The 24,209-nt window shown below is 71.8% G+C and carries 24 protein-coding genes and 1 pseudogene; 17 read left to right on the forward strand and 8 right to left on the reverse strand.

Annotated elements, in window-relative coordinates:
* The first annotated feature begins 42 nt into the window (after nucleotides 1-42).
* The 3 genes from DDJ31_RS36110 to DDJ31_RS36120 are packed head-to-tail and all read left to right on the forward strand — an operon-like array spanning nucleotide 43 to nucleotide 3,784.
* On the forward strand, nucleotides 43-1,020 hold the full coding sequence (locus DDJ31_RS36110) for a carbohydrate ABC transporter permease (RefSeq protein ID WP_127176211.1): 978 nt from the start codon (nucleotides 43-45) through the stop codon (nucleotides 1,018-1,020).
* Between the two features lie 49 nt (nucleotides 1,021-1,069).
* A complete protein-coding gene (locus tag DDJ31_RS36115) occupies nucleotides 1,070-1,948 on the forward strand; it encodes a carbohydrate ABC transporter permease (protein WP_127176210.1) in 879 nt (292 codons plus the stop codon).
* 6 nt (nucleotides 1,949-1,954) lie between these two features.
* Nucleotides 1,955-3,784 (forward strand): hypothetical protein, encoded by a 1,830-nt coding sequence (locus DDJ31_RS36120; RefSeq protein WP_127176209.1) that lies wholly within the window; start codon nucleotides 1,955-1,957, stop codon nucleotides 3,782-3,784.
* Nucleotides 3,785-3,797: 13 nt separating this feature from the next.
* On the opposite strand, the gene DDJ31_RS36125 is transcribed toward DDJ31_RS36120, so the two are convergent.
* Entirely contained in the window at nucleotides 3,798-4,463 is a 666-nt protein-coding gene (locus tag DDJ31_RS36125; protein WP_127176208.1) for a nucleoside/nucleotide kinase family protein, read from the reverse strand.
* Between the two features lie 171 nt (nucleotides 4,464-4,634).
* Here DDJ31_RS36125 and DDJ31_RS36130 point away from each other — a divergent pair, with 171 nt between their 5' ends.
* The 3 genes from DDJ31_RS36130 (at nucleotide 4,635) to DDJ31_RS36140 (ending at nucleotide 8,539) form a co-directional block, all read left to right on the forward strand.
* Nucleotides 4,635-6,131, forward strand: coding sequence for a hypothetical protein (locus DDJ31_RS36130; RefSeq protein ID WP_127176207.1), 1,497 nt, complete (start codon nucleotides 4,635-4,637; stop codon nucleotides 6,129-6,131).
* Nucleotides 6,128-7,078, forward strand: a complete 951-nt coding sequence (locus DDJ31_RS36135) for a lysylphosphatidylglycerol synthase transmembrane domain-containing protein (protein ID WP_127176206.1) — start codon at nucleotides 6,128-6,130, stop codon at nucleotides 7,076-7,078. The genes DDJ31_RS36130 and DDJ31_RS36135 overlap by 4 nt, the downstream gene beginning before the upstream one ends.
* Before the next feature lie 291 nt (nucleotides 7,079-7,369).
* Complete coding sequence (locus tag DDJ31_RS36140; protein WP_171480949.1) at nucleotides 7,370-8,539, forward strand: HoxN/HupN/NixA family nickel/cobalt transporter; 1,170 nt, start codon at nucleotides 7,370-7,372, stop codon at nucleotides 8,537-8,539.
* 5 nt (nucleotides 8,540-8,544) lie between these two features.
* Here the strand turns inward: DDJ31_RS36140 and sthA are convergent, their stop codons facing one another.
* Both sthA and DDJ31_RS36150 read right to left on the reverse strand, forming a co-directional pair.
* Nucleotides 8,545-9,954, reverse strand: coding sequence for a Si-specific NAD(P)(+) transhydrogenase (gene sthA / locus DDJ31_RS36145; RefSeq protein ID WP_276319294.1), 1,410 nt, complete (start codon nucleotides 9,952-9,954; stop codon nucleotides 8,545-8,547).
* 231 nt (nucleotides 9,955-10,185) lie between these two features.
* Nucleotides 10,186-10,746 carry a hypothetical protein gene (locus DDJ31_RS36150; RefSeq protein ID WP_127176205.1) on the reverse strand — a complete coding sequence of 187 codons (561 nt, stop codon included), beginning with the start codon at nucleotides 10,744-10,746 and terminating at the stop codon, nucleotides 10,186-10,188.
* 438 nt (nucleotides 10,747-11,184) lie between these two features.
* On the opposite strand from DDJ31_RS36150, the gene DDJ31_RS39765 reads away from it, so the two are divergent.
* The 3 genes and pseudogenes from DDJ31_RS39765 to DDJ31_RS36160 all read left to right on the forward strand — a co-directional run bounded on the left by DDJ31_RS39765 (nucleotide 11,185) and on the right by DDJ31_RS36160 (nucleotide 12,397).
* Nucleotides 11,185-11,310 carry a hypothetical protein gene (locus DDJ31_RS39765; RefSeq protein ID WP_276319293.1) on the forward strand — a complete coding sequence of 42 codons (126 nt, stop codon included), beginning with the start codon at nucleotides 11,185-11,187 and terminating at the stop codon, nucleotides 11,308-11,310.
* 90 nt (nucleotides 11,311-11,400) lie between these two features.
* A pseudogene (locus DDJ31_RS36155) lies at nucleotides 11,401-12,038 on the forward strand (HAD family hydrolase).
* A gap of 185 nt (nucleotides 12,039-12,223) precedes the next feature.
* Nucleotides 12,224-12,397, forward strand: a complete 174-nt coding sequence (locus DDJ31_RS36160; RefSeq protein ID WP_164784823.1) for a hypothetical protein — start codon at nucleotides 12,224-12,226, stop codon at nucleotides 12,395-12,397.
* A gap of 60 nt (nucleotides 12,398-12,457) precedes the next feature.
* Here the strand turns inward: DDJ31_RS36160 and DDJ31_RS36165 are convergent, their stop codons facing one another.
* Both DDJ31_RS36165 and DDJ31_RS36170 read right to left on the reverse strand, forming a co-directional pair.
* Nucleotides 12,458-12,940 (reverse strand): hypothetical protein, encoded by a 483-nt coding sequence (locus DDJ31_RS36165; protein WP_127176204.1) that lies wholly within the window; start codon nucleotides 12,938-12,940, stop codon nucleotides 12,458-12,460.
* A gap of 8 nt (nucleotides 12,941-12,948) precedes the next feature.
* A complete protein-coding gene (locus DDJ31_RS36170) occupies nucleotides 12,949-14,400 on the reverse strand; it encodes a helix-turn-helix domain-containing protein (protein WP_127176203.1) in 1,452 nt (483 codons plus the stop codon).
* Between the two features lie 207 nt (nucleotides 14,401-14,607).
* On the opposite strand from DDJ31_RS36170, the gene DDJ31_RS36175 reads away from it, so the two are divergent.
* The 7 genes from DDJ31_RS36175 to DDJ31_RS36200 all read left to right on the forward strand — a co-directional run bounded on the left by DDJ31_RS36175 (nucleotide 14,608) and on the right by DDJ31_RS36200 (nucleotide 18,622).
* Nucleotides 14,608-14,880 carry a hypothetical protein gene (locus DDJ31_RS36175; RefSeq protein WP_240678488.1) on the forward strand — a complete coding sequence of 91 codons (273 nt, stop codon included), beginning with the start codon at nucleotides 14,608-14,610 and terminating at the stop codon, nucleotides 14,878-14,880.
* Nucleotides 14,880-15,791, forward strand: coding sequence for a Scr1 family TA system antitoxin-like transcriptional regulator (locus DDJ31_RS36180; protein WP_164784822.1), 912 nt, complete (start codon nucleotides 14,880-14,882; stop codon nucleotides 15,789-15,791). Before DDJ31_RS36175 ends, DDJ31_RS36180 begins: the two co-directional genes overlap by 1 nt.
* On the forward strand, nucleotides 15,788-16,273 hold the full coding sequence (locus DDJ31_RS36185) for a hypothetical protein (RefSeq protein ID WP_127176201.1): 486 nt from the start codon (nucleotides 15,788-15,790) through the stop codon (nucleotides 16,271-16,273). The genes DDJ31_RS36180 and DDJ31_RS36185 overlap by 4 nt, the downstream gene beginning before the upstream one ends.
* Complete coding sequence (locus DDJ31_RS36190; RefSeq protein WP_164784821.1) at nucleotides 16,270-16,416, forward strand: hypothetical protein; 147 nt, start codon at nucleotides 16,270-16,272, stop codon at nucleotides 16,414-16,416. Before DDJ31_RS36185 ends, DDJ31_RS36190 begins: the two co-directional genes overlap by 4 nt.
* 164 nt (nucleotides 16,417-16,580) lie before the next feature.
* The gene (locus DDJ31_RS39770) at nucleotides 16,581-16,703 is read left to right on the forward strand and encodes a hypothetical protein (RefSeq protein WP_276319292.1); all 123 of its coding nucleotides are present in this window, start codon (nucleotides 16,581-16,583) and stop codon (nucleotides 16,701-16,703) included.
* 14 nt (nucleotides 16,704-16,717) lie between these two features.
* On the forward strand, nucleotides 16,718-17,872 hold the full coding sequence (locus DDJ31_RS36195) for a protein-L-isoaspartate(D-aspartate) O-methyltransferase (RefSeq protein ID WP_240677955.1): 1,155 nt from the start codon (nucleotides 16,718-16,720) through the stop codon (nucleotides 17,870-17,872).
* Between the two features lie 270 nt (nucleotides 17,873-18,142).
* Nucleotides 18,143-18,622 carry a ribonuclease domain-containing protein gene (locus DDJ31_RS36200; RefSeq protein ID WP_127176199.1) on the forward strand — a complete coding sequence of 160 codons (480 nt, stop codon included), beginning with the start codon at nucleotides 18,143-18,145 and terminating at the stop codon, nucleotides 18,620-18,622.
* Between the two features lie 165 nt (nucleotides 18,623-18,787).
* Here the strand turns inward: DDJ31_RS36200 and DDJ31_RS36205 are convergent, their stop codons facing one another.
* Together DDJ31_RS36205 and DDJ31_RS36210 are read right to left on the reverse strand one after the other, a co-directional pair.
* Nucleotides 18,788-19,732, reverse strand: a complete 945-nt coding sequence (locus DDJ31_RS36205) for a hypothetical protein (protein ID WP_127176198.1) — start codon at nucleotides 19,730-19,732, stop codon at nucleotides 18,788-18,790.
* Between the two features lies 1 nt (nucleotide 19,733).
* Nucleotides 19,734-20,132, reverse strand: coding sequence for a hypothetical protein (locus DDJ31_RS36210; protein ID WP_127176197.1), 399 nt, complete (start codon nucleotides 20,130-20,132; stop codon nucleotides 19,734-19,736).
* Between the two features lie 123 nt (nucleotides 20,133-20,255).
* On the opposite strand from DDJ31_RS36210, the gene DDJ31_RS36215 reads away from it, so the two are divergent.
* Entirely contained in the window at nucleotides 20,256-23,936 is a 3,681-nt protein-coding gene (locus DDJ31_RS36215; RefSeq protein ID WP_127176196.1) for a CHAT domain-containing protein, read from the forward strand.
* Between the two features lie 25 nt (nucleotides 23,937-23,961).
* Here the strand turns inward: DDJ31_RS36215 and DDJ31_RS36220 are convergent, their stop codons facing one another.
* Complete coding sequence (locus DDJ31_RS36220) at nucleotides 23,962-24,168, reverse strand: hypothetical protein (protein WP_127176195.1); 207 nt, start codon at nucleotides 24,166-24,168, stop codon at nucleotides 23,962-23,964.
* Nucleotides 24,169-24,209 lie beyond the last annotated feature (41 nt).

Raw genomic sequence — 24,209 nt, forward strand, 5'->3', positions numbered from 1 at the left:
GCCGCACCACCGAACCACCGGGAGAGGGCCAGGGAGATGAGTATGACCACCGCGCAGACCGACGAGGTCGTGAAGGAGCCGCCGGCCGCGGCGACCCCGTCCGACGAGCGGGAACGCGAACGCATGCGGCGCCGGCTCGCCAGAAAGCGAGGTGGCGGCTGGTGGCCGTACGTCTTCCTGGCCCCCTGGTTCGTCGGCCTGTTCGGGCTCACGATCTATCCGATGCTCGACTCGCTGTACCTGTCGTTCACCAAGTTCGACCTGCTGACCTCCCCTGAGTGGATCGGCGGCGACAACTACGACCGGATGTTCACCGACGACCCCGTCTTCTGGGACTCGGTGCACGCCACCCTGCTGTACGTCGTCGTCTCCGTCCCGCTGAAGCTCGCCCTCGCGCTCGGCGTGGCGATCCTGCTCAACCGGCCGCTGCGGGGCATCGGCCTGTACCGGGCCGCCTTCTACCTGCCGTCCCTGCTCGGCGGCGCGGTCGCCGTCGCCATCGTGTGGCGCCAGGTCTTCGGCGGCGACGGACTCTTCAACGACGTCCTCGGCTGGTTCGGCATCACCGGCCAGGACTGGATATCGAGCCCCGACACCGCCCTCTACACCCTGGTCCTGCTGGCCGTCTGGCAGTTCGGCACCCCGATGGTCATCTTCCTCGCCGGACTCAAGCAACTGCCCAAGGACGTCTACGAGGCGGCGGCCATCGACGGGGCGAGCCCCGTCACCCGCTTCTTCAAGATCACCCTGCCGCTGCTCACCCCGATCGTCTTCTTCAACGTCGTCCTCCAGATCATCGACGCCTTCAAGACGTTCACCCCCGCCTTCGTCGTCAGCAACGGCACCGGCGGACCGCTCAACTCGACGATGCTGTACTCCCTCTACCTGTACAAGAAGGGCTTCACCGACCTTCAGATGGGGTACGCCTCCGCGCTGGCCTGGGTCCTCTTCCTGGTCATCGCCGGCTTCACGGCGGTCAACTTCGTCGCCAGCCGCTACTGGGTCCACTACGACGACTGACCGAACGACCGCCGAAACGCCCGAGCGTCTGTGAGGAGTTGGACACCCCATGTCCGCCACCACCCCGAACGCGTCGCCGCTGACCAAGCTGCGCGCGCTGACCGGACCCCGCCGCATCCTGATCCACACGCTGCTCATCGGCGTCGCGATCGTCATGCTCTACCCGCTGCTGTGGATGCTCAGCAGCTCCCTCAAGCCCGACACCGAGATCTTCACCCACCCCGGGCTGATCCCCAACGCCCTCAACCCCGCCAACTACTCCGAGGGCTGGAGCGGTTCGGGCAACTCCTTCTCCCTCTACATCACCAACTCGCTGATCGTGTCGATCGGCGCGGTCGTCGGCAACGTCATCTCCTGCTCGCTCGCCGCCTACGCCTTCGCCCGCTTCGAGTTCCGCGGCAAGAAGATCTGGTTCGGCGTCATGCTCGGCACCCTGATGCTGCCCATGCAGGCCACCCTGATCCCGCAGTACACGATCTTCTACAACCTGACGTGGATCAACACGTTCATGCCGCTGATCGTGCCCAAGTTCCTCGCCACGGACGCCTTCTTCATCTTCCTGATGGTCCAGTTCATCCGCTCCATCCCGCGCGAACTCGACCAGGCGGCCATGATGGACGGCGCCAACCCCCTGCAGATCTACTGGAAGATCATCCTGCCGCTGATGCGTCCGGCCCTGATCACCACCACCATCTTCACCTTCATCTGGACCTACGACGACTTCCTGAGCCAGCTCGTCTACCTCCAGCAGAACGCCCGCTTCACCGTGCCCCTCGGCCTGACCCTGTTCCTCGACAAGACCAGCGGCTCCTCCTACGGCGCGATGTTCGCCATGTCGACCCTCGCGCTGCTGCCCACCCTCATCTGCTTCCTCATCTTCCAGAAGCGCCTGGTCGAAGGACTCGCCACCTCCGGAATGAAGGGCTGAGCACCCGTGTACCTCCCGCACCAGCGCGGCCCGTTGCACGACCTCCCCGACACCCCCGAGGCGTACGACGCCGTCCTCGCCGACGTCACCGAACAGGCCCTGGCCAGGATCACCCCGGCCGGCAGCCTCGAACACCCCGACGCCCTCGACGACGTCGGCGACACCTCCCTCGGCGTCACCTCGCTGCTCGCCCTCGCCTGGCAGCGCTCCGCCGACCCCCGGCTGCCCGACGCGGTCCGCCGCAGCCTCGCCTTCCACCTGCGCGAGCGGGTCTACCGGGACGACAACCCCGGCTACCCGAACCTGCGGGTCCGCGACTCGGGCGCCCCGTACGCCCGCTACGTGCCGGCGGCGGGCGAACACCCCATCGGCGACTGGCCGTCCACCGTGTGGGCCCTGCTCCAGCTCGTCAACCTCCTGGACACCGCCGAAGGGCTCGTCGACGACGAACAGCGCGCCGAACTCGTCGCGTTGGGCCGCGGCTACTGGAACTGGCTCACCGAGACGACCTTCTTCAACCCGCAGGAGGCGGGCAACCAGGCCATCGGCTGCGTGGTCGGCGGCCTCATGCTGGCCGGCCATCTCCCGCCCGCCGAGGGCGAGTCGGTGCGCACCCGCGCCATGGACCTCTACACCCGGAAGATCCGCGCCCACCGGATCGGCGACCGGGGCGCCCTGCTGCCGCCCGAGCACGGCGGCGCCTACGACAACAACTACGGCCCGATCTCCCTCTCCTTCCTCGCCCAGGCCCACCGGGTCAGCGGCGCCGACGTCTTCGCGGAGGACGGCGACGCCCTCGCCCGCTACCTCGACGCCCGCCTCACCGTCGGCGGCTTCGACAACGGCGGCCCCCGCTACAGCGAGCAGCACTCCGGCTTCGAATCGGTCCTGGGCCTGCGCTACTTCGGCGCCCGCGTCGGCGCCGACCTCGGCCGCTACCGGGGCGACACCCGCTGGGGCCGGCACGCCGTCAAACCGGACGGCGGGGTCGACGGCCACTTCGCCTGGATGCTCGTCTGGCAGATCCAGGACCCCACCCGCTGGCACCGCACCCCGGCCACCGCGCCCACCCGCCACCAACTGCGGTCCGGCACGGTCTCGGTGGCCTTCGACGACCGGATGACCCCGGCCCTCGTCGAGGCGGCGGGCACCTACTACCTGCCCGCCGCGACCAACCGCCAGCACGGCTTCGGACCCGTCCTCGACGGCTTCCTCCTCAGCCGCCCGATGGGCGAGGTCAGGGTCCGCGACCTGCGCGCCGACGGCCTCACCGGCAAACTGGTCACCAAGCCTGTCGTCGGTCGCGACCAGGTGCTGCGCCACGTACGGTCGTTGTACGTCACCGACGGCACCCTGCTGTGGACGACGGTCGCCGTGCAGCGGCTGCCGGGCTCCCCGTACCTGCTGGCCGGGATGGCCTACGCGGCCGACGACGGTGACCGGGTCCGCCGGGTCGCCGAGGGCGCCGTCGCCGCCGCGGGCGCGCTGCGCGTGACCCACCCGGGCACCGAGGGCGCCGACCACTTCGACGCCCGCGGCGAACAGACCCAGGAACAGGCCGCGTTCGCGCTCGCCGCCGACCCGCGCGGCTACGGCAACCCGGACGAGGGCTGGCGCCACCTGGTCTCCTCGACGGCCATCGAGGCCGAGCCCGTCCCCGGCGGCCCCGACGACCTGCACGTGTTCGCGGTCCGCTACGGATCGGCCGACCCGCTGACGGTCGCCGTCACCTCGGACGCCGACGGGATCACCGTCCGCACCGACGCCTTCACCGCCGTCATCGGACCGGTGGCGGGCGACGACCGCGGGGAGCCCGAACTGACCCTGCGCCGCTGAGCGGCAGGACCGCTCAGGGCCCGGAGACCACCAGGTCGGCCTGGTGCCTGGTGGCAGCCACCAGGTCGGCGTTGCGCTGGTCGGTGCCGAGCGCCCAGGCGAGCGCCGCCCAGTGGTCCTTGCCGAACTCCTCGTGCCTGGCCACCAGACGGCGGATCCGCTCCGGCTCGTCGAGGGCGCAGAACCACACCTCGTCGAGCTGGTCGCGGACGCGCCGCCAGCCGCCCGTGTCCAGCAGCAGGTAGTTCCCCTCCGTGACGATCAGCCGGGCGCTCGGGGGCACCGGCACCGCGCCCGCGAGCGGCTGTTCGAGCACCCGCTCGAAGCCGGGCGCGTACACGATCCCGTCATCGGCATCGCTGTCGGTGCCGTCGCCCGCCGGTTCCTCCCGCAGCCTGCGCAGCAGTGCCGCGTACCCCGCCGCGTCGAACGTGTCGGGTGCGCCCTTGCGGTCCCGGCGGCCCAGCCGGTCGAGCTCGACGTCGGCCAGATGGAAACCGTCCATCGGCACCCACGCCACCCACGGCTCCCGGTCCGCGTTCAGCTCCCGCACCAGCCGCTCGGCGAGCGTCGACTTGCCCGCGCCGGGGCTGCCGGTGATCCCCAGGACGGCACGCGGTCCGTCCGGGCGGGTGAGCGAGCGGGCGCGGACGAGGAGTTCGGCGAAAGTCGGCGGCACCCGGCAGAGTCTGCCAGCCCTCACCCGTTCGGCCGCCCCCACCAGAACCCTATGTCCCGTATCGGGGTAGTTTGTGTCTGACTTTATCCAGGTTCTTACGGCGAGTTCCGCAACGAATTCCCGGATTCCCCCCTTTACCTCTACGGGCGGTCAGGGGGTGAGGGACGGATGATGACCGACAGCGCAGACGTCAGGCTCGCCGCGGTGCGGCGCTCCGCACCCGACGCCGGAGCCGGCCAGGCCGGCCACGGACGCGGCGATCTCCTCCTCGCCACCGTGGCCGCACTCTTCACCCTCGCCCAACTCCTGCTGGTACGGCCCGGCATGGGGCTCGGCTGGGACGAGACCGTGTACGTCAGCCAGGTCGGCGACCACGCGCCGGCCGCGTTCTTCAGCGCGCCACGGGCCCGGGGCATCTCCCTGCTGGTCGCGCCGGTCGCCTCCTGGTCCTCGTCCACCGCCCTGCTCAGGATCTATCTCGCGGTCCTCTCGGGGCTGGCCCTCTACCTCTCCCTGCGCACCTGGCGCTCCCTCTTCCCGAAGCGGGTCGTCGCGCTCGGCGGCGCCCTCTTCGCCACCCTGTGGGTCACCCTCTTCTACGCCCCGCAGGCCATGCCGAACTACTGGGTCGCCGTCGGCGCCCTCGCCGCCGTCGCCTGCTTCCTGCGGGCCCGCGCCGACCGCGCCGACCGGAGGGCGCTGTGGGGACTGGCCGCCGGCGTCTCCCTGATGGCCTGGATGCGCCCCACCGACGCCGTCTGGACGGTCCTGCCGCTGATCGGCGCCGCCCTCCTGCGGCGCTGGTGGCGCCCGCTCGCCGCGCTCGCCGTCGGCCTGGTGAGCGGGTCGGCCGAGTGGATCGTCGAGGCGTACGTCCGCTACGGCGGCCTCGTCCGCCGCCTCGCCGACGGCTCCAGCATCCAGGGCGGCCTCGGCTGGCACACCGCCGTCGTCGACCAGCTCCGCAGCCTCGGCGGCCGGGCCCTGTGCCGCCCCTGCACCGGCAGCCTGCCCGCCGTGGCCGTCACCCTCTGGTGGTACGCCCTGCCGCTGCTCGCCGCCCTCGCTCTCGCCGCCGCCGTCCGGGCCCGCCGCACCGTCCCCACCCTCACCCCGCTCGCCTGCGCGGCCACCGCCGCCTTCCCCTACCTCTTCCTCATCGGCTACGCCGCCCCCCGCTTCCTGCTGCCCGCCTACGCGCTGCTGGCCGTCCCGATCGCCGACCTGCTCCTGACCGCGGTGGGCCGGGCCACCGGAGGGTGGCGGCCGCTCGCGGCGACGCTCGTCGCCCTCGCGCTGGCCGGACACCTCGCCGTCCAGTACGAGGTGCTGCGGCACACCGTCCGGCGCACCACCGCCGCCCACCGCGACTGGTCCGCCGTCGCCGCCGAACTGCACCGGCTCGGGGTGCGCCCGCCCTGCCTGCTCGCCGGACCCGAGGCCATCCCCATCGCCTACTACGCCCGCTGCTCGTCGGCGGCGACCCGGGGCCACAACGCCAACATCACCCGCGCCGCCATCGAGGACGCCGTCCACCGGGTGCCCGTCGCCGCCCTCACCGCGCCGGACGCACCCCGCCCCGACTACGCCCGCGGCTGGAGCGCCCACCGCGTCGCCGGCGTACGCCTGTACGTCGCTCCGTCCCCGGGCCGGGGCGGGACGGGGTGAGCGCCCCGCAGACCGCCGCCGCCCCGGCCGCCGGCCGCCGACGCGTCTACTGGCAGACCGGGCTCGCCGTCACGCTGCTGGTGGGCGCCGTCTGCCTGGCCCGCAGGCACTGGCCCGCCGTCGCGGACGGCGCGAGCCGGCTCGCGGGCGCCGACCACGGCTGGCTGCTGGTCGCCGCCGTCGCCGCGCTCGGCACCTGGGCCGCGGCGGCGCTCGCCCAACAGGGCGCGGTGCCCGAGCCCCTGCCGGTACGCCGGCTGCTCGCCGCCCAGTTCGCCGCGTCGAGCGCCAACCACCTGCTGCCGGTCGGACTCGGCGCCGGCGCGGTGAACCTCCGCTTCCTGATGCGCTGCGGACTGACCACCGGCCGCTCCGCGACCGCGCTCGCCGTCAAGACGACCGCGAGCGCGGTGGTGCGCTGCGCCCTGATCGCCGTCCTCGCCCTGGCCCGCCCCGGCGTCCTGCGGATGCCGCACGTGCCCGGCGCCGTCCTCGCCGCGCTGCTCGGCTGCGCCGCGCTGCTCGCCGTCGTGCCGCGCACCCGGCTGTGGCCCCGCTGCCTGCGCGCCCTGACGGCGGTGTCGGCCGACGTCAGGGCCGTGCACGCGCGTCCGCGCCGGGCGACCGCGCTGTGGGGCGGCTCGCTCGCCTTCGTGCTGCTGCACTCCCTGGTGCTGATCTGTGTGACCCAGGCGGTGGAGCTGCCGCTCGGCCCGGTGCGGGTGACGCTGCTGTACCTCGCCGCGAGCAGCGCCGCCGCGCTGCTGCCCACGCCGGGCGGCTTCGGCTCGCTGGACGCCGCGCTCGCCTTCGCCCTCACCCTCGGCGGCGCGTCGGCGGCGGGCGCGGCCTCCGTGGTTCTGGGGTACCGGCTGCTGACGGTGTGGCTTCCGTTGCTGCCGGGCCTGGCGGTGCTGGGGGTGTTGGTGCGGCGCCGGGCGCTGTAGTCGGGACGGCGCCGCGCGTGGCGGTGGCGGTGGCGGTGGCGGGGGAGCGGTCCGGCGCGTGCGGGGTCCTACGTGTGACGGGTCCTGCGATGACGGGTCCTGCGTGTGACGGGTCCTGCGTGTGACGGGTTCGGCGCGTGACTTTCCCTGCCCATGGGAGAGGGCTGCCGTTTCCATGGGGAAGGTCTGCCGTCCCCTTTACTGCACATCATGTGCAGGTGCGGGAGGATGGCATCAGGTCGCCGACGGCCGCCGCCCCACCCGCACCACCACCGAAGGAACCGCCTCCCCATGACGGCCGCCCCTGACCCCGCTCCTTCCCTCCCCGGCCGGGCCGAGCCGGAGCGCTCGGTCTGGCGTCGCGTCCGGCGCTCCATGACGCGGCAGGAGTGGGTCAGGGTCGGCGGGATGGCCGCCTTCGTCATCGCCCTGCACGTCATCGGCTGGTTCACGCTCGTCGCGATCGTCGCGCCGCACCACTACAGCATCGGCGAGAAGTCCTTCGGCATCGGCATCGGGGTCACCGCCTACACGCTGGGCATGCGGCACGCCTTCGACGCCGACCACATCGCCGCGATCGACAACACCACCCGCAAGCTGATGGGGGAGGGGCAGCGCCCGCTCTCCGTCGGGTTCTGGTTCTCGCTCGGGCACTCCAGCATCGTCTTCGGCCTCGCGCTGCTGCTCTCCCTCGGCGTGCGCACCCTCGCGGGACCCGTCCGCGACGACGGCTCCGCGCTCCACGACGTCACCGGGCTGATCGGCACCACGGTCTCCGGCACCTTCCTCTACGTGATCGCCGGCATCAACCTCGTCATCCTGGCCGGGATCTGGAAGGTCTTCCGCCGGATGCGCTCGGGCCACTTCGACGAGGCGGCCCTGGAGGAGCAGCTCGACAACCGCGGCCTGATGAACCGCATCCTGGGCCGCTTCATGAAGTCGATCACCAAGTCGTGGCAGATGTACCCGCTCGGCCTGCTGTTCGGCCTCGGCTTCGACACCGCCACCGAGATCGCGCTGCTGGTGCTGGCGGGGTCCGGGGCCGCTTCCGGGCTGCCCTGGTACGCGATCCTGTGCCTGCCCGTCCTGTTCGCCGCCGGCATGTCCCTGCTGGACACCATCGACGGCTCGTTCATGAACTTCGCCTACGGCTGGGCGTTCTCCAAACCGGTCCGCAAGGTCTACTACAACCTCACCATCACGGGCCTGTCCGTCGCCGTCGCGCTGATCATCGGCACGGTCGAACTCCTCGGCCTGCTCGTCGACCGGCTCGACCTGCACGGCCCGTTCTGGGACTGGATCGGCGGCCTCGACCTCAACATCGTCGGCTTCGTCATCGTCGGCCTGTTCTTCGCCACCTGGGTGATCGCCCTGCTGGTCTGGAAGTTCGGCAGGATCGAGGAGAAGTGGTCCGCGGGCCTCGCCGGGCCCGCGAACCACTCCGCAGAGCAGAACGCCTGACCGGCTCAGTCGCCGATGTGGGCGATCTGCCGGAGCTTGTTGGTGGCGTCCAGGGCGGCGATCTTGTAAGACTCCGCGAGCGTCGGGTAGTTGAAGACGGCGTCCACCAGATAGTCGACGGTGCCGCCGCAGCCCATCACGGACTGGCCGATGTGGATCAGCTCGGTGGCGCCGGTGCCGAAGCAGTGCACCCCGAGCAGGGTGCGGTCCTCCGGGGACACCAGCAGCTTCAGCATGCCGTGCGAGTCACCGATGATCTGGCCCCTCGCCAGTTCCCGGTAGCGGGAGATGCCCACCTCGAACGGCACGCTGTCCTCGGTGAGTTGGTCCTCCGTCCGGCCGACGAAGCTGATCTCCGGGATCGTGTAGATGCCGATGGGCTGGAGGTGGCTCATCTCGCCCACCGGCTCCCCGCAGGCGTGGTAGGCCGCCGCCCGGCCCTGTTCCATCGACGTCGCGGCCAACGCCGGGAAACCGATCACGTCGCCCACCGCGTAGATGTGCTCCACCTCGGTCCTGTACCGGTCGTCGACCTTGATCCGGCCGCGCGCGTCGGCCGACAACCCGGCCTTCCCCAGGTCGAGTTCATCGGTCATACCCTGCCGGCCCGCCGAGTACATCACGGCGTCCGCCGGTATCTTCTTGCCGCTCTCCAGCACCGTGAGGGTGCCGCGCGGATGCCGCTCGACAGCGGCCACCGTCTCACCGAACCGGAACGTCACGGCGAGGTCCCGCAGGTGGTACTTGAGCGACTCGATGACCTCGACGTCACACATGTCGAGCATCCCGGCCCGCTTCTCGACGACCGTCACCTTGCTGCCGAGCGCCGCGAACATCGAGGCGTACTCCATGCCGATCACACCCGCGCCCACGATCACCATGGAGCGCGGGACGCGTTCGACGGAGAGGACGTTGTCGGAGTCCATGACGGTGCGCCCGTCGAACGCGACGCTGTCCGGGCGGGCCGGCCGGGTGCCGGTGGCGATGACGATGTTCTCGGCGCTCAACAGCCGTTCGTCACCGCCCGCTTCCTGGAGCGCCACGGTGTGCGGATCGACGAAACGGCCGGTCCCGGCGTACAGGGCCACCCGGTTGCGGGAGAGCTGACTGCGGATCACGTCGACCTCGCGGCTGACGACGTGCTGGGTCCTGGCGGTGAGATCCGCGACGGTGATGTCCTCCTTCAGCCGGTAGCTCTGCCCGTACAGATCACGCTGGGTGAGCCCGGTGAGGTAGAGCACCGCCTCGCGGAGGGTCTTGGAGGGGATGGTGCCGGTATGGATGGAGACGCCGCCGACCATGTCGGGACGGTCGACGACGGCGACCCGGCGGCCGAGTTTCGCCGCGGCGATGGCGGCCTTCTGGCCACCCGGTCCGGATCCGATGACGAGCATGTCGAAGTCGTAGTCAGCCACCTTCAGGAGTCTGTCAGGAGTGACGGGATGACCGCCACCAGCTTGCCGCCCAACTCCGGGATGGCATCGGTGAACAGACTGTCGGCACCCTTGGCGATGCAGGAGACGCCGGTCAACTCGCCGGCGTAGGGCGCGGGCCTTTTGCTCAGGGCTTCGCGGACCAGCGCGACGTGGCGTCGGCCAGGTTCAGGTGTCCGGTCGCGGCGATGGTGGAGCGATCCCCCTTCCTGGTCAGGCGGTAGAGCAGATCGCGTAGGCGACGACGCGGCCGGAGTGGAATTTGGCGCCCCAGCGTTGTCCGTCGCTGGTGGGGGTGTTGGCCTCGACCATGTCGTAAGCGGTGCCGCCGTTGGCGAAGGCTCCGTTGCCCTGGTAGCCGCCGCCGATGACCTTGCTGCCGGAGGGGCACTTGGCGACCGCTTCCCCGCCCGGCGCGGAGGTGGCGCTCTTCACCACCATGATGGGAGCTCCGGGCTTGCAGATCGCGTAGGCGACGACGCGGCCGGAGTGGAATTTGGCGCCCCAGCGTTGTCCGTCGCTGGTGGGGGTGTTGGCCTCGACCATGTCGTAGACGGTGCCGCCGTTGGCGAAGGCTCCGTTGCCCTGGTAGCCGCCGCCGATGACCTTGCTGCCGGAGGGGCACTTGGCGACCGCTTCCCCGCCCGGCGCGGAGATGGCGCTCTTCACCACCGTGATGTCCGGGGCAGCGGCGTGCACAGTGGCGGCGCTCGCCGCCACTCCGCCCAGCACGAGGCCGGCAGCCGTCCAGATGAGCCGGTTCTTCGTGTTCATGGGTACCTCTCGTTCAACGCTGGCGCCAAGATCGGCAATTACCGATTAATTACACCAGGTCATCAAGCGATCACATAGAGTGTTCGAAGAGAGCGGGTCAGCGTCGGCTGTCCCAGATCGACGGACTGCGCGTGGTCGAGGTCAGCGCGACAAGGGGAACGCCGCCCGCTCGACAAGGCCGAGACTGGCCGTGCCGTCCACCTGGAGAAACGGTTTCGCCGGCGGATCGTTCGATCATTCGCTCGCCAAGGGCGACTCCGTGCTGCGCGGCACCGAGAGTTTCCAGGCTTGATTCGGTGAGGTGGGGCACGGCCCCAGCACCGTCGGCGCCATGCCTCGGCACCACGACGGGCACGACCGGGTTGTGTTCTCCCCCGACGGCAGTACGGGGCTTTCCGGCACGGCTGGACGGACCTGTCCGGTGTGCTCCCGGCGGCGGTGCCGCTGTTCTCGACGGACATGTCCGGCTACGCGGCGGCGATTCTCGGCACCAGCCAGTCCGGCCGGTACGAGATCGGAGGCTTCAGCGACGTGCCCTTCACCGTGATCGATCTGCTGTCGTGAAGCCGTGGCGCCGGAGGGCCAGGGGGGGGCGGAACGGATCACCTCTGGTGTGGAGTAGCGCTTTTCTTCCCCCGTAGGCTCCGCAGCGTGATGGAGACCGTTGTGTTCGACGTCGGCGAGACCCTCACCCGTGACGACCGGTACTGGGCATTCTGGGCTGACTGGCTCGACATCCCCCGTCACACGTTGTCCGCGCTCGTCGGTGCCGTCGTGGCTCAGGGGATGGACAACTCAGAGGCGCTGCGGCTCATCCGCCCTGGCATCGACATCGCTGCCGAGTACCGGGCACGGGCCGCTGCCGGGTACGGCGAGTTCCTCGACGAGACCGACCTGTACGACGACGTGCGCCAGGCGCTCGGCGAGCTACGGGGCATGGGGTGCGCGTCGTGGTGGCCGGTAACCAGACCGCGCGGGCGGGGCAGCTCCTCCGGGCCCTGGAGATCCCGGCTGACCTGATCGTCACCTCGGAGGAGTGGGGCGCCGCGAAGCCGCAGGCGGCGTTCTTCGAACGGGTGCTGGACGTGGCCGAGGCACCGGCCGACCGGACCCTGTACGTGGGGGACCACCCTGCGAACGACGTCGTACCGGCCAAGCGCGCGGGATTGAAGGCGGCCCACCTGCGACGCGGTCCGTGGGGTTACCTCTGGGCAACCGATCCCGAGGTTGCCGCTGTGGCCGACTGGCACGTCGACAGCCTGTTGGAGATCTTGGACATCGTGGCACGGTGACGTCACCGGAACGGGCCCACCGAAGCGGCGGGGCTGGCTACGGTGCGCGTGCCGGTGGGGCACGGCCCCAGCACCGTCGGCGCCATGCCTCGGCACTACGACGGGCACGACCGGGCCGTGATCTCCCACGACGGCAGTACGGGGCTTTCCGGCACGGCTGGACGGACCTGTCTGGTGCGCTCCCGGTGGCGGTGCCGCTGTTCTCGGCGGACATGTCCGGCTACGCGGCGGCGATTCTCGGCACCAGCCAGTCCGGCCGGTACGAGATCGGAGGGTTCAGCGACGCGGCCTTCACCATGATCGATCTGCTGTCCCGCGGTCATGACGCAGGCTGGCCCTGGGAGCAGTCCGGACACTGAACGATAGGGCTCCACTGCCCAGAGGGGGGAGCCCTATCGATCTGGTGCAGGGGGCAGTGATCAGCCCCTCGCCGCGCCTTCGGGCCATACCACGTCGATCGGCATCCCCGCCGCGCGCGCCTCGACGAGGGTGTCCGCTGTGCCGCCCCCCTTGCCCGTCGGGGGTTCGCCGTTCCAGACAGCGACCAGCCGATCGGCGCGGTCAAGGAGCATGCGGTTCGCGTCCTCGTAGGCGGCGCGGCTGGCCGACTCGTGTTCCAGGACGACGACGTCGGTCGCGAGCGACGTGAGGCGGTCGAAGGTAGCTGCGTGGTCGGGCCGCACCTTGTTTTCCCGGTAGTCGCGTGACGGGATGACGGCCACCAGACTGCCGCCCAACTCCAGGACGACATCGGCGAATAGGCTGTCGGAGCCCTTGGCGATGCACGAGAGGCCGGTCAAGTTGCCGGTGTAGGGCGCGAGCGTCTCACGCAGTGCTTCGCGAACCAGCGGCACGCTGTCGCTGGTCAGATCCATGTGTCCGGTCACGGCGATGATGGTCACGTTGCTCCTCAGCTCGACAACAGCTCGCGGATCATAGACCGCGCCTCGGCTACAGCCTGCGATGCCTGTCGTCCTACCGTGTACGGGTACAGCACGCCGAGCTGGGTGCGGACGCGGCTGGACTGCGTCCGGGCAGCGGCTTCGCACGCACCGCGGGTGTGCGTGACGGCGCCCGTGATGTCACCCATGAGGAAGTGGCACTCAGCGAGGCCGATCATGTCGAGGGCATGGCTACGGAACGCCGCCGGGCCACGCTTCGCAAGTGCTTCGTGGATGGAGTTCGCTGCGTTCTCGGCGTGGATCTCGGGGTTCCTCCGGGCCATGTCGAGCATGCGGCCACCAGTGACGCCGGCGAGTTCAGCCTCGTCGAAGTATGCGATCCAATAGTGCTCTTGGTTTTCGTCGGAGGTCGCTTCGGCGAGAGCTTCTGTCGCCTCGTCAGTGGCCCGGCGGAAGGCCGCAGTGCGATCCATCGCCGCGTACGCCCAAGCCTCGCGGGTGTTGAGCATCGCACGTACTCGGGGGCCGGCGGCTCGGCGGGCACCCTTCTGGGCGAGATGGACGAGTTCGAGAGCGTCCCGTGGGCGGTCCTGGTATAGCATCTGGCGCGCCATTCCTGCGAGCACGTTGGCCCCGAAGGCCGGATCGCTTCCCGCGTGCGCCGCGCGCAATGCCAGACGGTAGTAGTTCTGCGCCTGCTTCTGCATGCCCGAGTCCCAGGCCATGGTGGCGGCGGTGCCGCCGAGATGAGCCATGACGCGGAACAGGCCGCGCTCGATGGGCGGTGCCTGGTGCTCGTCGAGGTGGCTCGCCACCTCGTTGAGTTGACCGAGTACAGCCTTGCGGCGCAGGCCGCCACCTAACTTGTGGTCCCAGGCGCGGAACGCCTGGGCGGTTGCTTCCAGTTCACCGAGTTCCGCGCGCCCGATGCGGCCACGGCTGGGTGTTCCCCTATCAGGGAGGGCCGGCTGAAGCCAGCCCTCCACAGAGTCGAGGAGTGCGGCTCCGGTGAGAGCGGCGCCTGTGAGGGCGCGCGCTGCCGCTCGTCGATCAAGCACGAGGTCGCTCCTGGTCAGGTCTGCGGCCAGGTCTACGGTCGCAGCCGGTTGCCATGAAGCGTCGTCCGATGGCTGCGGGGCCGTGGGTGCTGGCGAGTCGAGGCGGTCGGCCTGCCTCTCCCACGGTCGGTCAGCCAGGCCAAGTAGGCGGCCGGGGATGCGCAGGCCGTCGGAGATGCGGCGCACGACATCGAAGCTGGTGACCTGGTGCCGTCCGCTGATGATCGTGGAGACCTTGCCCGGGGTGAGGTGGCAGGCCGACGCGATGCGGTTCTGCGACAGCCCACCCCACTTTTTGAAGAGGATGAACGCCGCCGCGAAGTCGTGTTCTTCCAAGGCTCGGCGGACATCTTCTCGGCCCAGAACCTCGGGGGTGAGCAGGCCAGGGGTTGAGGTTTCCATGGGGCCAACTTCCCAGGGTGATCGTACGCACGACGGGACACCGCGCCGACTCCTCAACGAGTGTATTACCGCCTCGGTAACACCCGGCGGTTATCCCGAAATTGCGCCGATCAGGAGAGTCTCGACGTAACAGCCCACAGACCCCGGCGGCCGCGGGAACGGCCCCGGGGCGGTGGCCAACGCTCACACCCGTGAGGGAGCGTCGACATGACCAACGGTACAGCTCGGGCACCGGGTTACCGAGGAGAGGACCCGGCCGCCGAGGAGTATGAGCCGAAGATCGGCGAGACCGTGATGGACACCAGCACGCAGAGGATCGGCAAGGTGATGGGCGCTGTCGGCCCGTACGTGCAGCTCCGGCCGGTCGAGGGCGGTAGGGAGTGGGACGCCGACCCGACGAAGGTGCGCCCGGTGCCGGTCGGGGATGCCCTCAGCGCGGCGGTCGCCACCGCCAACGCCCGCTCGACGGGAATGCTCTAGTGCTGGGCACGGCGGACCTGGAGGAGGAGGCCGCGGTACTGGTGGTGCTGGGCGTCTGGCTGCGGTCGCTGCGGCACGCCGGGCGGCTGCGGCTGACGGACGTGGCGCGGCCCGGCGTCTCGGCGCCGACGCTGCACCGCTGGGAGACGGGGCGGGCCGCTGATCCGTCCCTCGTGCGTGAGCTGCTCGCCTCGTACGGGGTGGCCGACGAGGAGATCGAGTGGATGATCTCGCAGCTCCCCCCGCGTGACCCGGGGAGCAGGGAGCGGGCCGCGCGCAGGTCGTACCAGATGTTCTGCGACTGGGGCGGGAAGCTCGCGCGCGCTCGCTACGAGGCGGTGAACAGGGCCGCGTCGGAAGTAATCGAGTTCGGGTCGGTGCTGCTTCCCGCGAGTATCCGCACGCCGGGGTACGACGCCGTCGTGGCGGGTCCGGGCGTTTGCCGGGAGAGCGGGCCCATGACCGGGTTCCCGGGGCAGCGGCGCGTCGTCCTGGTGGACGAGGCCGTGCTGTACCGGCCGGTGGCCGCCGATCACTCCGTCCTGTACCGCCAGCTCTCGCACCTCCTCGCTCTCCTCGACCGCGAGCACCCGCACCCCGACGTACGCGGCGGATTACGGGTGCGGGTGGTACCCATGGACGCGGCGCCGCGTCCGTTCCAGGACGTGGGGCCGCTCGTCCGGATGACGCTCCTGGGGAGGGAGCTGCTGTGCCGACCGGGACAGGCGCCGTCCTACCTGGTGGGTGAAGCACTGGAGGCGGAGCACGCGGAGTCCCTCAAGGGAGCCGCGCGCAGCCTCGGCCGTCAGGCCAGCCAAGCTGCTGTCGCCCGCGCGAAGGCGCATCTACTGTCCGTCCATGGCGGGCTCCCCGCCTCTGCGGGAGAGGCGGCGGGGGGTGCGCCGCGATGATCGTGGCCGGCCTGCTGCTGACGGCGGCCGGGGAGGTGGACTCCCAGGTCGCGCGGCTGCTGATCTACGAGGTGCCTCCGTCTCAGGTCCTGACCCGGCTCCAGAACCACGGTCAGGCGTGCGTCTGGTGCGGAGAGCGAGGGCGTCTGGAGCCGCTCGGCGGCACGCTGAGCTGGGAGCCGGCCGGGTGCTCGCGATGCGGGCCGCTGCGGCTCCGGTATGTGCGCGCCTACCTCATGTGGGCGCGGCACGCCGTGCAGTGCACGGCATGCGCGGGCGCGCACTGCACGGCCGGTGAGCCCTTCGCGTTCCGGCACCGGGTGGCGTACGAGGGCACGGGCAGGCGGCGGCCCGTCATCTGCGCGTGCGGCTGCGCGGTCGGCCTGGAGTCGCCCCTGCTGCGGCCCTGCACCGCGGGCATCGTCACTCTGCGCTACTCCTACACCGGCGCCTGCCGCGCGCCCGAGAGGGGGCGGGCGTGATCTGCGATCACTGCGACCAGCCGATCCTGCCGGAGGAGGGCACCACCACCATCCCGGTGGACTCGCTCAGCGCGGCTGTCCCTGACGTCGTGGTCCACACGTACCCGTGCGTGCGGACGACGCCGACTCCCCTCTACCGCTGAGCAGAACCGGCAACCCCCATGAACTCCCGCAGCCCCGTGGAACGGAAGCCACGAGGCGCGGGTGACCAGTCCTGTCGGTTCTCCGGAAGAGACCGACGGGACCGGGTTCCTTCCCGGCACCGCCAGGAAGGGCAACGAGGAACAATGAACAACAAGGAGCAGAAATGGACCTGTTGATGAACGCCGGCGGAGGCGACGGCGGCGAGGGCGACGGTCTGCCGGGCGAGCCCTGGCCCGGTCCGGAGGAGCCCCCGTCCCCCGACGGTGGCCCCCGGTACGCCGGCTGATGCGGCGCCACGGCATGACGGAGGAACGGTCCGTTCTGGGCCGCTCGCTCCTGGAGAGCGAGGCCCTGACGGGGGAGTGGCGGGACGCCTTCGAGGCGGTACCGCGGGCCGCGTTCCTGCCGGATGTCGTCTGGGCTTTCGACATGGACACGGGTGCGGCCGTCGAGGTCGACCGGCGCACGGATCCCACGACCTGGCAGCGGTACGTCGATCAGGACGTGCCGATCGTCACCCAGTGGGACGACGGGGCCGGTGAGAACCCGGGAGGTGAGGCGACCTCGTCGGCGTCGATGCCGTCGGTGGTCTTCCGGATGCTGGCCGACCTCGACGCGCACCCCGGCGACCGGGTCCTGGAGATCGGCACGGGGACCGGGTGGAACGCGGGCCTCATGACCCACCGGCTGGGGCACCGCGCGGTGACCAGCATCGAGGTCGACAGCGAGGTGGCCACCGCCGCCCGCGGTCGCCTCGGCGCGCAGGGCCTGCTCGGGACCGTCCTCACCCGGGACGGCGCGCTCGGTGATCCGGAGGGGACGCCGTACACGCGCCTCATCTCCACGGCCGGCCTGCGCCGGGTTCCGCCGGTGTGGCTTGGGCAGGTGAGTCCGGGCGGGCTGATCGTGGCGCCGTGGGGCACTCACTACAGCAACGGTGACGCCGTGGTCCGCCTGCGCGTGGCCGGCGACAGGGCGTCCGCCTCCGGGCACTTCACCCGGCCCGTGGAGTTCATGAAACTGCGCGCCCAGCGGCGGCACTTCGACGGACACAAGGCGTACCTGCCCGACGGCCTCGGCGGTGCCGACCGGTCCACGACGGAGGTGACCGAGAACGGGTTGCTCGGCGAGGGCCGGTACGACGTACGGACGTTCGCGATCGGGCTCCGCGTCCCCGACTGCTACCAGGTGCCGGCCGCCGCGCGGGACGGGCACCGGCCGGTCTGGTTCTACGGTCTCGACGACCGTTCATGGGCGTGCGTGATGTTCCACGAGGGGCGCAAGGCGGACGTGTGGCAGTCCGGCCCCCGGCGCCTGTGGGACGAGGTCGCGAGCGCACTGCACTGGTGGCAGGAGAAGGGCGAACCGGGGTACGAGCGGTTCGGCCTGACGGTCACCGGCGACGGCGAGCACCGTGCCTGGCTGGACAGCCCCGAGGACGCCTGGCCCGTGTAGCCTCCCGAACGGCCCCGCCCGTCCGCCCACCCCCGTGGCGGACGGGCGGGGCTCTCCGCCAGGTGGCTCCAGGCGCCCACCGCTCCCGCACAGACCATGGCGGTCATCCTCCGGGGAGGACGTCGCCGATCGCGTCGCGGATCGCGGTCCTCACGACGTGCACCGGTTCGGCCGGCCGCGCGGGCAGCGGGATCGCCCCCGGTTCCCCGCCCCCACACACCGTTGAGCAACGGAGCGTGACCGATCAGCCCGGCGTCAGGTTGAGTACGTATGAACCTCATCCGCAAGCCGCGCTTCGCTGCCGCGGCCGCTCTCCTGGTGACCGCACTCGCCGTCCCCGGAGCCTCGTCCGCCGTCGCGGGAACCCCCGCCGCTCCCGCCACCCCCGCCCACGTTGCCGTCGTGCCGGCCGCCGACGTCATCGACCCGCCCCTGCCCGTCGAGATGTTCCCCGGGCAGGTGAAGGAGGCTTGCGGGATCTGGAAGGAACTCGACTGGCCGCAGGCCAACCGGCCCACCGACTATCCCGTGGTGAACACGCGACTCGTGATCCGGGGCAGCAACGTCTACGGAAACCGTTCAGGGGATCTGCCCTCGGACGGCACGTACCGCGAGTACGACGTCAACCCCCGTACCCCCGGCGCCCATCGCGACGCGGAACGCCTCGTCCGCGACCCCCACACCCACACCGTCTGGTACACCGGCGACCACTACAACAACTTCCAGGAGATCGCCTCCGGTTGCTCCTGACCTGACCCTCTGACACCACGGACCGGTCCCGGCCCCGGGAGATCAGGCACATCCCCGGGCCGGCTGTCCCGGGGCCTGACCAGTGCGCGGTCGTCACCCAACCCCGTGTCGGGATCTGAGGACGGCCCACTACATCCCGCCGCCGCGCTCCACGAGCGGACCTCGTCAGCCGTCCGTCGAGGCCGGAGGCGGCGGCGGTTGCGCCCTGAGGTGGTGGGTGAGGCGGGCGCCGAGGTCGGGGGTGAGGGGGCCCGTGTGGTCGAAGCCGAGCTGTGCGGCCAGGTCGGGGGTGTGGAGGCGGGCGGCGACGTCGAGGAGGCGCGCGTAGGCGTCCACGCAACCGCGGGTGCGGTTCCTGGCCGCCGTCGCCAGGACCAGGGCCACCGGGGCGGCCGGCCACCACCAGCCCGCGAGCGGCACGTAGAGCACCGCCCAGCCGGCCAGGGTCGTGGCGCGGGTCAGTGCCGCTCGGGACTCGGTGACCCGGGCGGCCAGGGCGTCGGGGAGGACGGGTTCCAGGTAGGGCCACAGGACGGCGAGGTCAAGACGGTGGTCACGGTCGAGGCGCAGGGCGACGGCCTGGACGCGGTCCCCGCTCCAGGTCGGGCGCTCGGGCCGTTCCAGGGCGATGCGCGTGCGCCTCGCGAGAGCCGCCCGCCCCACCGCCGGGTCGGGTCGCTCGGCGGGGTCGGGCGCGCGGCTGAGCCGCTGCTGCTCGTGGTGGAGCCTGTGGGCGTCGTCCCAGCGGCGCTGCTTGCGCCGCACCCACCGGTCGGCCGGCACGGACAGCCCGAGCGGCCAGGTCCGCCAGCCGACCGCCAGGACCAGGCGTTCGATCAGCGCGCCCGCCGCCTCGGCGACCAGCCCGGCCGCGGCCGAGGCGATCAGGATCGCGCCCACCAGGACGATCTGCCCACCGAGTTGCGTGACGGCCGGCTGCCCGGCGACGGCCGTCACCTCCCGGATCAGCCTCGCCGCGTCCAGGGCGTGCCGCTGGCCCAGGGTGTGCGCGGCGGCGGCGACGGCCAGGTAGAGCACCCCGGGCAGCACCAGCACGGAGAGCCACCGGTCGGCGAGCTTCCTGCCCAACTCGCCCCAGAGGCCGCCCACCTCAGACCAGCCGTTCCCGGACGAGTTCCCGTCGGCTGATCGAGCAGACCGGCCGGGCGACCGCCACCTCGCTGCCGGGCCGGCCCGTGCACCGGCGCAGCGGACACCGGAAGACGATCTCCAGCGGTTCCAGACCGCTCAGGTCTCCGCCACGGCCCTGACCGGCGCCGTGGATGCTCGCGAAGTCGTCGGTCGCGGCCCTGAGCGCCGCGTCGATCTCACCCAACAGCCCTGCGGTCGACGCCGCTTCGGCGCCTCGGGCCGCGCGCAGCCGCTCCAACGGCGTCGACGGATCGAGGCCGTCGTCGCCGAGCAGCTCCCGCAACTCCTCGAAATGGGCGCACACATACGCCAGTCCCGCCGCGTCCCTGCCGGACAATCCGGCCGTCTCGTCGCCCACGTGAGCATGCTCCCACCGAACTGGCCACCGGACGCCATCAATTGACAATGCGCGCCCTCGCCCCGCAGCCGTCTGGCTAGCCTGATACGCACCGCGCGGGCGCGCGGGACGGGGGAGGGAACGGTGGAGAGCGAACAGGGCATCACCGAGGGATTATCGAACGACGACTCCGCGGCGTCCGTCGGACTGCTGCATCACTGCGTACAGGCGTGCCTCGGCACCGGAGACCCCGAAATCGCGCTCGCCGCAGCGCCGTTGTGCGCCGCGGGCTCGCTGATCCGCCAGATCGGTGAGCGGCTGTACGGGGATTCCGTGACCGAGGACGACGTGTCGATCCTCCGCCTGGTCGGTCTCCTCCTCGACATCCGGCTCCAGGCGCTCGGCGAGGAGCAGCAGACCCCCTTCGACCACCACGCGTGGCTGTCCGTGTTCGGCCTCCTGCACGCGGTCGCGCCGACGGCCGTTCCCGAGGCTCTCGCCGACGCGTTCGCCGACGCGCCACCCCCGGTGCCGCAGCCGCACACGCTGCTGAGCGCGCTCGGCACGCTGCTGCTGCGCGAGAGCGGACGGACCGACGACCCGGAGGTCTCCGGCACCGCCATCGCCTTGTTCGATGCCGCGTCGCGGACCGCGCCCGCAGGGGAGCGGCCTGCGATCCGGTTCAACCTGGGCAGCTCCTGGAAGCAACTGGCCGAGGCCGTCGAGCTGCCCGACGGCCTCAAGATCGCCGCCCACCACATGGACGAGGCGGCGAGCGCGGCCGAAGACGGTCCGGACAGGCGGCGGATGTGGGACAGCCTCGCGGACGTCCGGGACGCGCTGTTCGACCACCACCACGACATCGCCGACCTCGACCGCGCGATCACCGCCCGTCGCGCCATGGTCAACGACGAGCGTGTCGAAGCCGGTTGGTGGTTCCAGCTCGGGGTCCTGCTGTGGAAGCGGTACCAGTACACCCGCGTCGGCAGGTATCTGGACGAGGCCGTCGACGCGGTCCGCCACGAGACCGGCGTCATGCCCGAGTCGCACCCGAGCCTGCCCGGAGTCCTCGGCAGCCTCGGGAACATGCTGCTCGCGCGCTACGTCACCACCGCCGACCTCGGTGATCTGGAGGCCGCTCTGGTCGCCACGGCCGAGGGCGAGAGCCTGGTGCCGCCGGGTGATCCGCGACGCGCGGCGCTGCACCAGAACACCCATGCCCTGCGGGAGCGGTACACGCTGGCCCTGACCGGCCAACCGCCTTCCCCGGCCGCCGGGTTGGACATCGAGCCGCCGGAACCGGACGTCCTCGTCGCCCTCGCCACGAGTCTGCTCGGCCAGTTCGTCCGGCTCGGCGACCCGCAGGACGCGGAGGCCGCGCTGAGGCTGTCCCGGCAGGCGCTCGCCGCGCTGCCCGGACACGCCCCCGCCCTGTCCGCGCAGTCCGCCGCGCTGTTCCACCGCTTCCTTCGCGGGGCCGAACCCGCCGATCTGGCCGAGGCGTTCGACTCCGCGTCCGCCGCGCTCGCGGCCACCCCCGACGACGACCCCGCCCGCGTCGACCGTTTGGTCGCCCTCGCGTCCGTCCTGCGCGTCCGGTTCGAGACCGTGGGCGACCTGGAGGACCTCACCGCCGCGATCGACGCCGCCGAGACCGCCGTCGGCCTGGCCGAACGCCGGGGTGCCACCGAGCACACCGCGCCGGCCGTCCTCAGCGGCCTCCTGCTGGCCCGGTTCGTCACGCTGCGCCGGCGCGGGGACATCGACCGTGCCGTCGCCGTCGCCCGCACGGCGGTGGACGCCGCGCCGCCCGGCGCGGAGACCGGCCGCGCGCTGACCCACCTGGCCGCCGCCCTGAACGCCCGCTACGACGTCCTCGGCACGGGCGAGGACCTGGACGGCGCGATCGACGCTCTCCGGACGGCGACCGGCGCCACCCCGGCCACGCACGTCGACCACCCGGTCATGCGGCTCAAACTCGCCGTCGCCCTGCGCGACCGCGGCGACCCGGAGGACCTGGACGCCTCTCTCACCATCCTCCGCCGCACGGCCCGGGAGGTCGCCGCCCGCGCTCCCGGCGACCTCCACCTCGGCCATCTGTGGTCGGAACTCGGACTGACCCTGCTGAGGCGGCCGTCCGAGGACGGCGAACCCGCCGACACCCTGGGCGAGGCGTTGGCGGCCTTCCGCGCCTCCACCGCGAGCGTGACCGCCTCGACCCGGACCCGGCTGTTCTCGGCCTTCTCCTCGGGCAGGCTGGGCCTGCTGACCGGCGACGCCGCCGGTGCGCTCGCCGACTACCGCACAGCGGTCGAACAGCTGCTGCCCCGGCTGGCGGACCGCGGTATCCCCCGGGCGTCCCGGCTCGCGCAGATCGCCCAACTGCCCCTGCTGGCGGGCGATGCCGCGGCGGCCGCGATCACGATGGGCGAACTGCGTTCCGCCGTACGGCTGTTGGAGCAGGGGCGATCCGTCATCTGGTCCCAGCTCATGCAGACCCGCACCGACCGGAGCAGGCTGCGTGCCGAACATCCCGCGCCGGCAGCGGAGTTCGACGCGATCTGCGCCGACCTGGAGGGCGGCGGACTCGGTCCGGGCGGCGAACGCGCCGAGGGGTCGGGGGACCGGTCGCGGCGCTGGGGGCTCAGCGAGCGGTTCGACGACATCCTGGCCAGGATCCGCGGTCTCGACGACTTCACCGACTTCCTCCGGCCGCCGTCCTTCCAGTACCTGCGCGGCGCGGCCGACGGCGGACCGGTCGCGATCGTCAACATCAGCGGCCACCGCTGCGACGCCCTCCTGCTCACCCCCACCCCGGGCGAGGAGCCGGTCGTCCTGGTCGAGCTGCCCACCGTCACCGCCGAGGACGTCGAGCGGCACGCCGCGGACTTCCTCGACGCCGTCGGCCGATTGAACGACCCCGCACTCGCCGTCGGCCCCCTCGAAGCCCGCGCGCTGGGGCGACGGATCACCGACACGCTGCACTGGCTCGGGGAGAACATCACCGGGCCCGTCCTCACCGCGCTCGGCCTCGACCAGCCGGGTGAGGCCCTGCCCCGCCTGTGGTGGTGCCCCACAGGACCGCTGGCCCTGCTTCCCCTGCACGCCGCCGGGCCGAGGAACGGCGCGCGGGTCATCGACCGGGTGATCTCCTCCTACACCCCCACCCTCGGCTCACTCATCAGGGCCAGAACGCCCCGCACCCCCCGACGGCCGCGCCTGCTCGCCGTGGGGGTCGCCGACGCACGGGAGAACGGCACGGGCACCGCGCCCCCGGCCGGCCTGCCCGGCGTCCGGAGCGAACTGTCCACGCTGGCCGGGATCTTCGGCGACGAGCACACCGTCAAGGCCGGGGCAGAGGCCGTCGTGCCCGCCGTGCTGTCCGCTCTGCCCTCGCACCCCTGGGTCCACTTCGCCTGCCACGGCACGCACGACCCGGACGACCCCGCCCACAGCCACCTGGTCCTGCACGACGGGCCCCTCACCGTGTCGCGCGTCGCCGACCAGGACCTCTCCGGCGCGGAACTCGCCTTCCTCTCCGCCTGCCACACCGCCCGCGGCACCGGCGCCCTCGCCGACGAGGCGGTCCATCTCGCCGCCGCCTTCCAGCTCGCCGGCTTCCAGCACGTCGTCGGCACCCTCTGGAGGCTCGCCGACGGTCCCGCGCCCGACCTCACACGCGCCTTCTACCGAACCCTGCGAGCCTCGGACGACGGCACGGGCGGCAGCGCCCGCGCCCTCCACGATGCCGTCCAGCACCTCCGCCACGACCCCGCGCACGCCGGACGCCTGAACTGGGCCTGCTACGTCCACGTGGGCCCGTAGCGCGGGCGCGCGCCGGAGCCCGTCGTCACGGCAGGAGCTTGTCCAGGGCCGCCGGGCCCTCCTCGGCCAGTTTGCGGCGGGCCCACTCCAGGTTCTCCGGGGTGACGTCGCGGCCCGCCGCCAGGACCAGGTCCTCGGGGGACACCTCGGCGCCGGGGCGGGTGTGCAGCTGGTCGTCCGGGGTGACGCCGTCCTCGGACGAACCGGACGCGTCGGGCTGTGACATCGGCATGATCTGTGCTCCTCGGCTCCGGATCGCTGGCGTGGGCCCGA

Origin of the sequence: Streptomyces griseoviridis, from assembly GCF_005222485.1 — a bacterium.
GTDB lineage: Bacteria > Actinomycetota > Actinomycetes > Streptomycetales > Streptomycetaceae > Streptomyces > Streptomyces hintoniae.

What these genes read in the sequence shown, in the direction of transcription:
- DDJ31_RS36200 (WP_127176199.1), top strand. Translation starts at nt 18,143, where the DNA reads ATGAACCTCATCCGCAAGCCGCGCTTCGCTGCCGCGGCCGCTCTCCTG.
- DDJ31_RS36185 (WP_127176201.1), top strand. Translation starts at nt 15,788, where the DNA reads ATGATCGTGGCCGGCCTGCTGCTGACGGCGGCCGGGGAGGTGGACTCC.
- DDJ31_RS36130 (WP_127176207.1), top strand. Translation starts at nt 4,635, where the DNA reads ATGACCGACAGCGCAGACGTCAGGCTCGCCGCGGTGCGGCGCTCCGCA.
- DDJ31_RS36175 (WP_240678488.1), top strand. Translation starts at nt 14,608, where the DNA reads ATGACCAACGGTACAGCTCGGGCACCGGGTTACCGAGGAGAGGACCCG.
- DDJ31_RS36195 (WP_240677955.1), top strand. Translation starts at nt 16,718, where the DNA reads ATGACGGAGGAACGGTCCGTTCTGGGCCGCTCGCTCCTGGAGAGCGAG.
- DDJ31_RS36110 (WP_127176211.1), top strand. Translation starts at nt 43, where the DNA reads ATGACCACCGCGCAGACCGACGAGGTCGTGAAGGAGCCGCCGGCCGCG.
- DDJ31_RS36140 (WP_171480949.1), top strand. Translation starts at nt 7,370, where the DNA reads ATGACGGCCGCCCCTGACCCCGCTCCTTCCCTCCCCGGCCGGGCCGAG.
- DDJ31_RS36170 (WP_127176203.1), bottom strand. Translation starts at nt 14,400, where the DNA reads ATGGAAACCTCAACCCCTGGCCTGCTCACCCCCGAGGTTCTGGGCCGA.
- DDJ31_RS39770 (WP_276319292.1), top strand. Translation starts at nt 16,581, where the DNA reads ATGGACCTGTTGATGAACGCCGGCGGAGGCGACGGCGGCGAGGGCGAC.
- DDJ31_RS36115 (WP_127176210.1), top strand. Translation starts at nt 1,070, where the DNA reads ATGTCCGCCACCACCCCGAACGCGTCGCCGCTGACCAAGCTGCGCGCG.
- DDJ31_RS36220 (WP_127176195.1), bottom strand. Translation starts at nt 24,168, where the DNA reads ATGCCGATGTCACAGCCCGACGCGTCCGGTTCGTCCGAGGACGGCGTC.
- DDJ31_RS36150 (WP_127176205.1), bottom strand. Translation starts at nt 10,746, where the DNA reads ATGAACACGAAGAACCGGCTCATCTGGACGGCTGCCGGCCTCGTGCTG.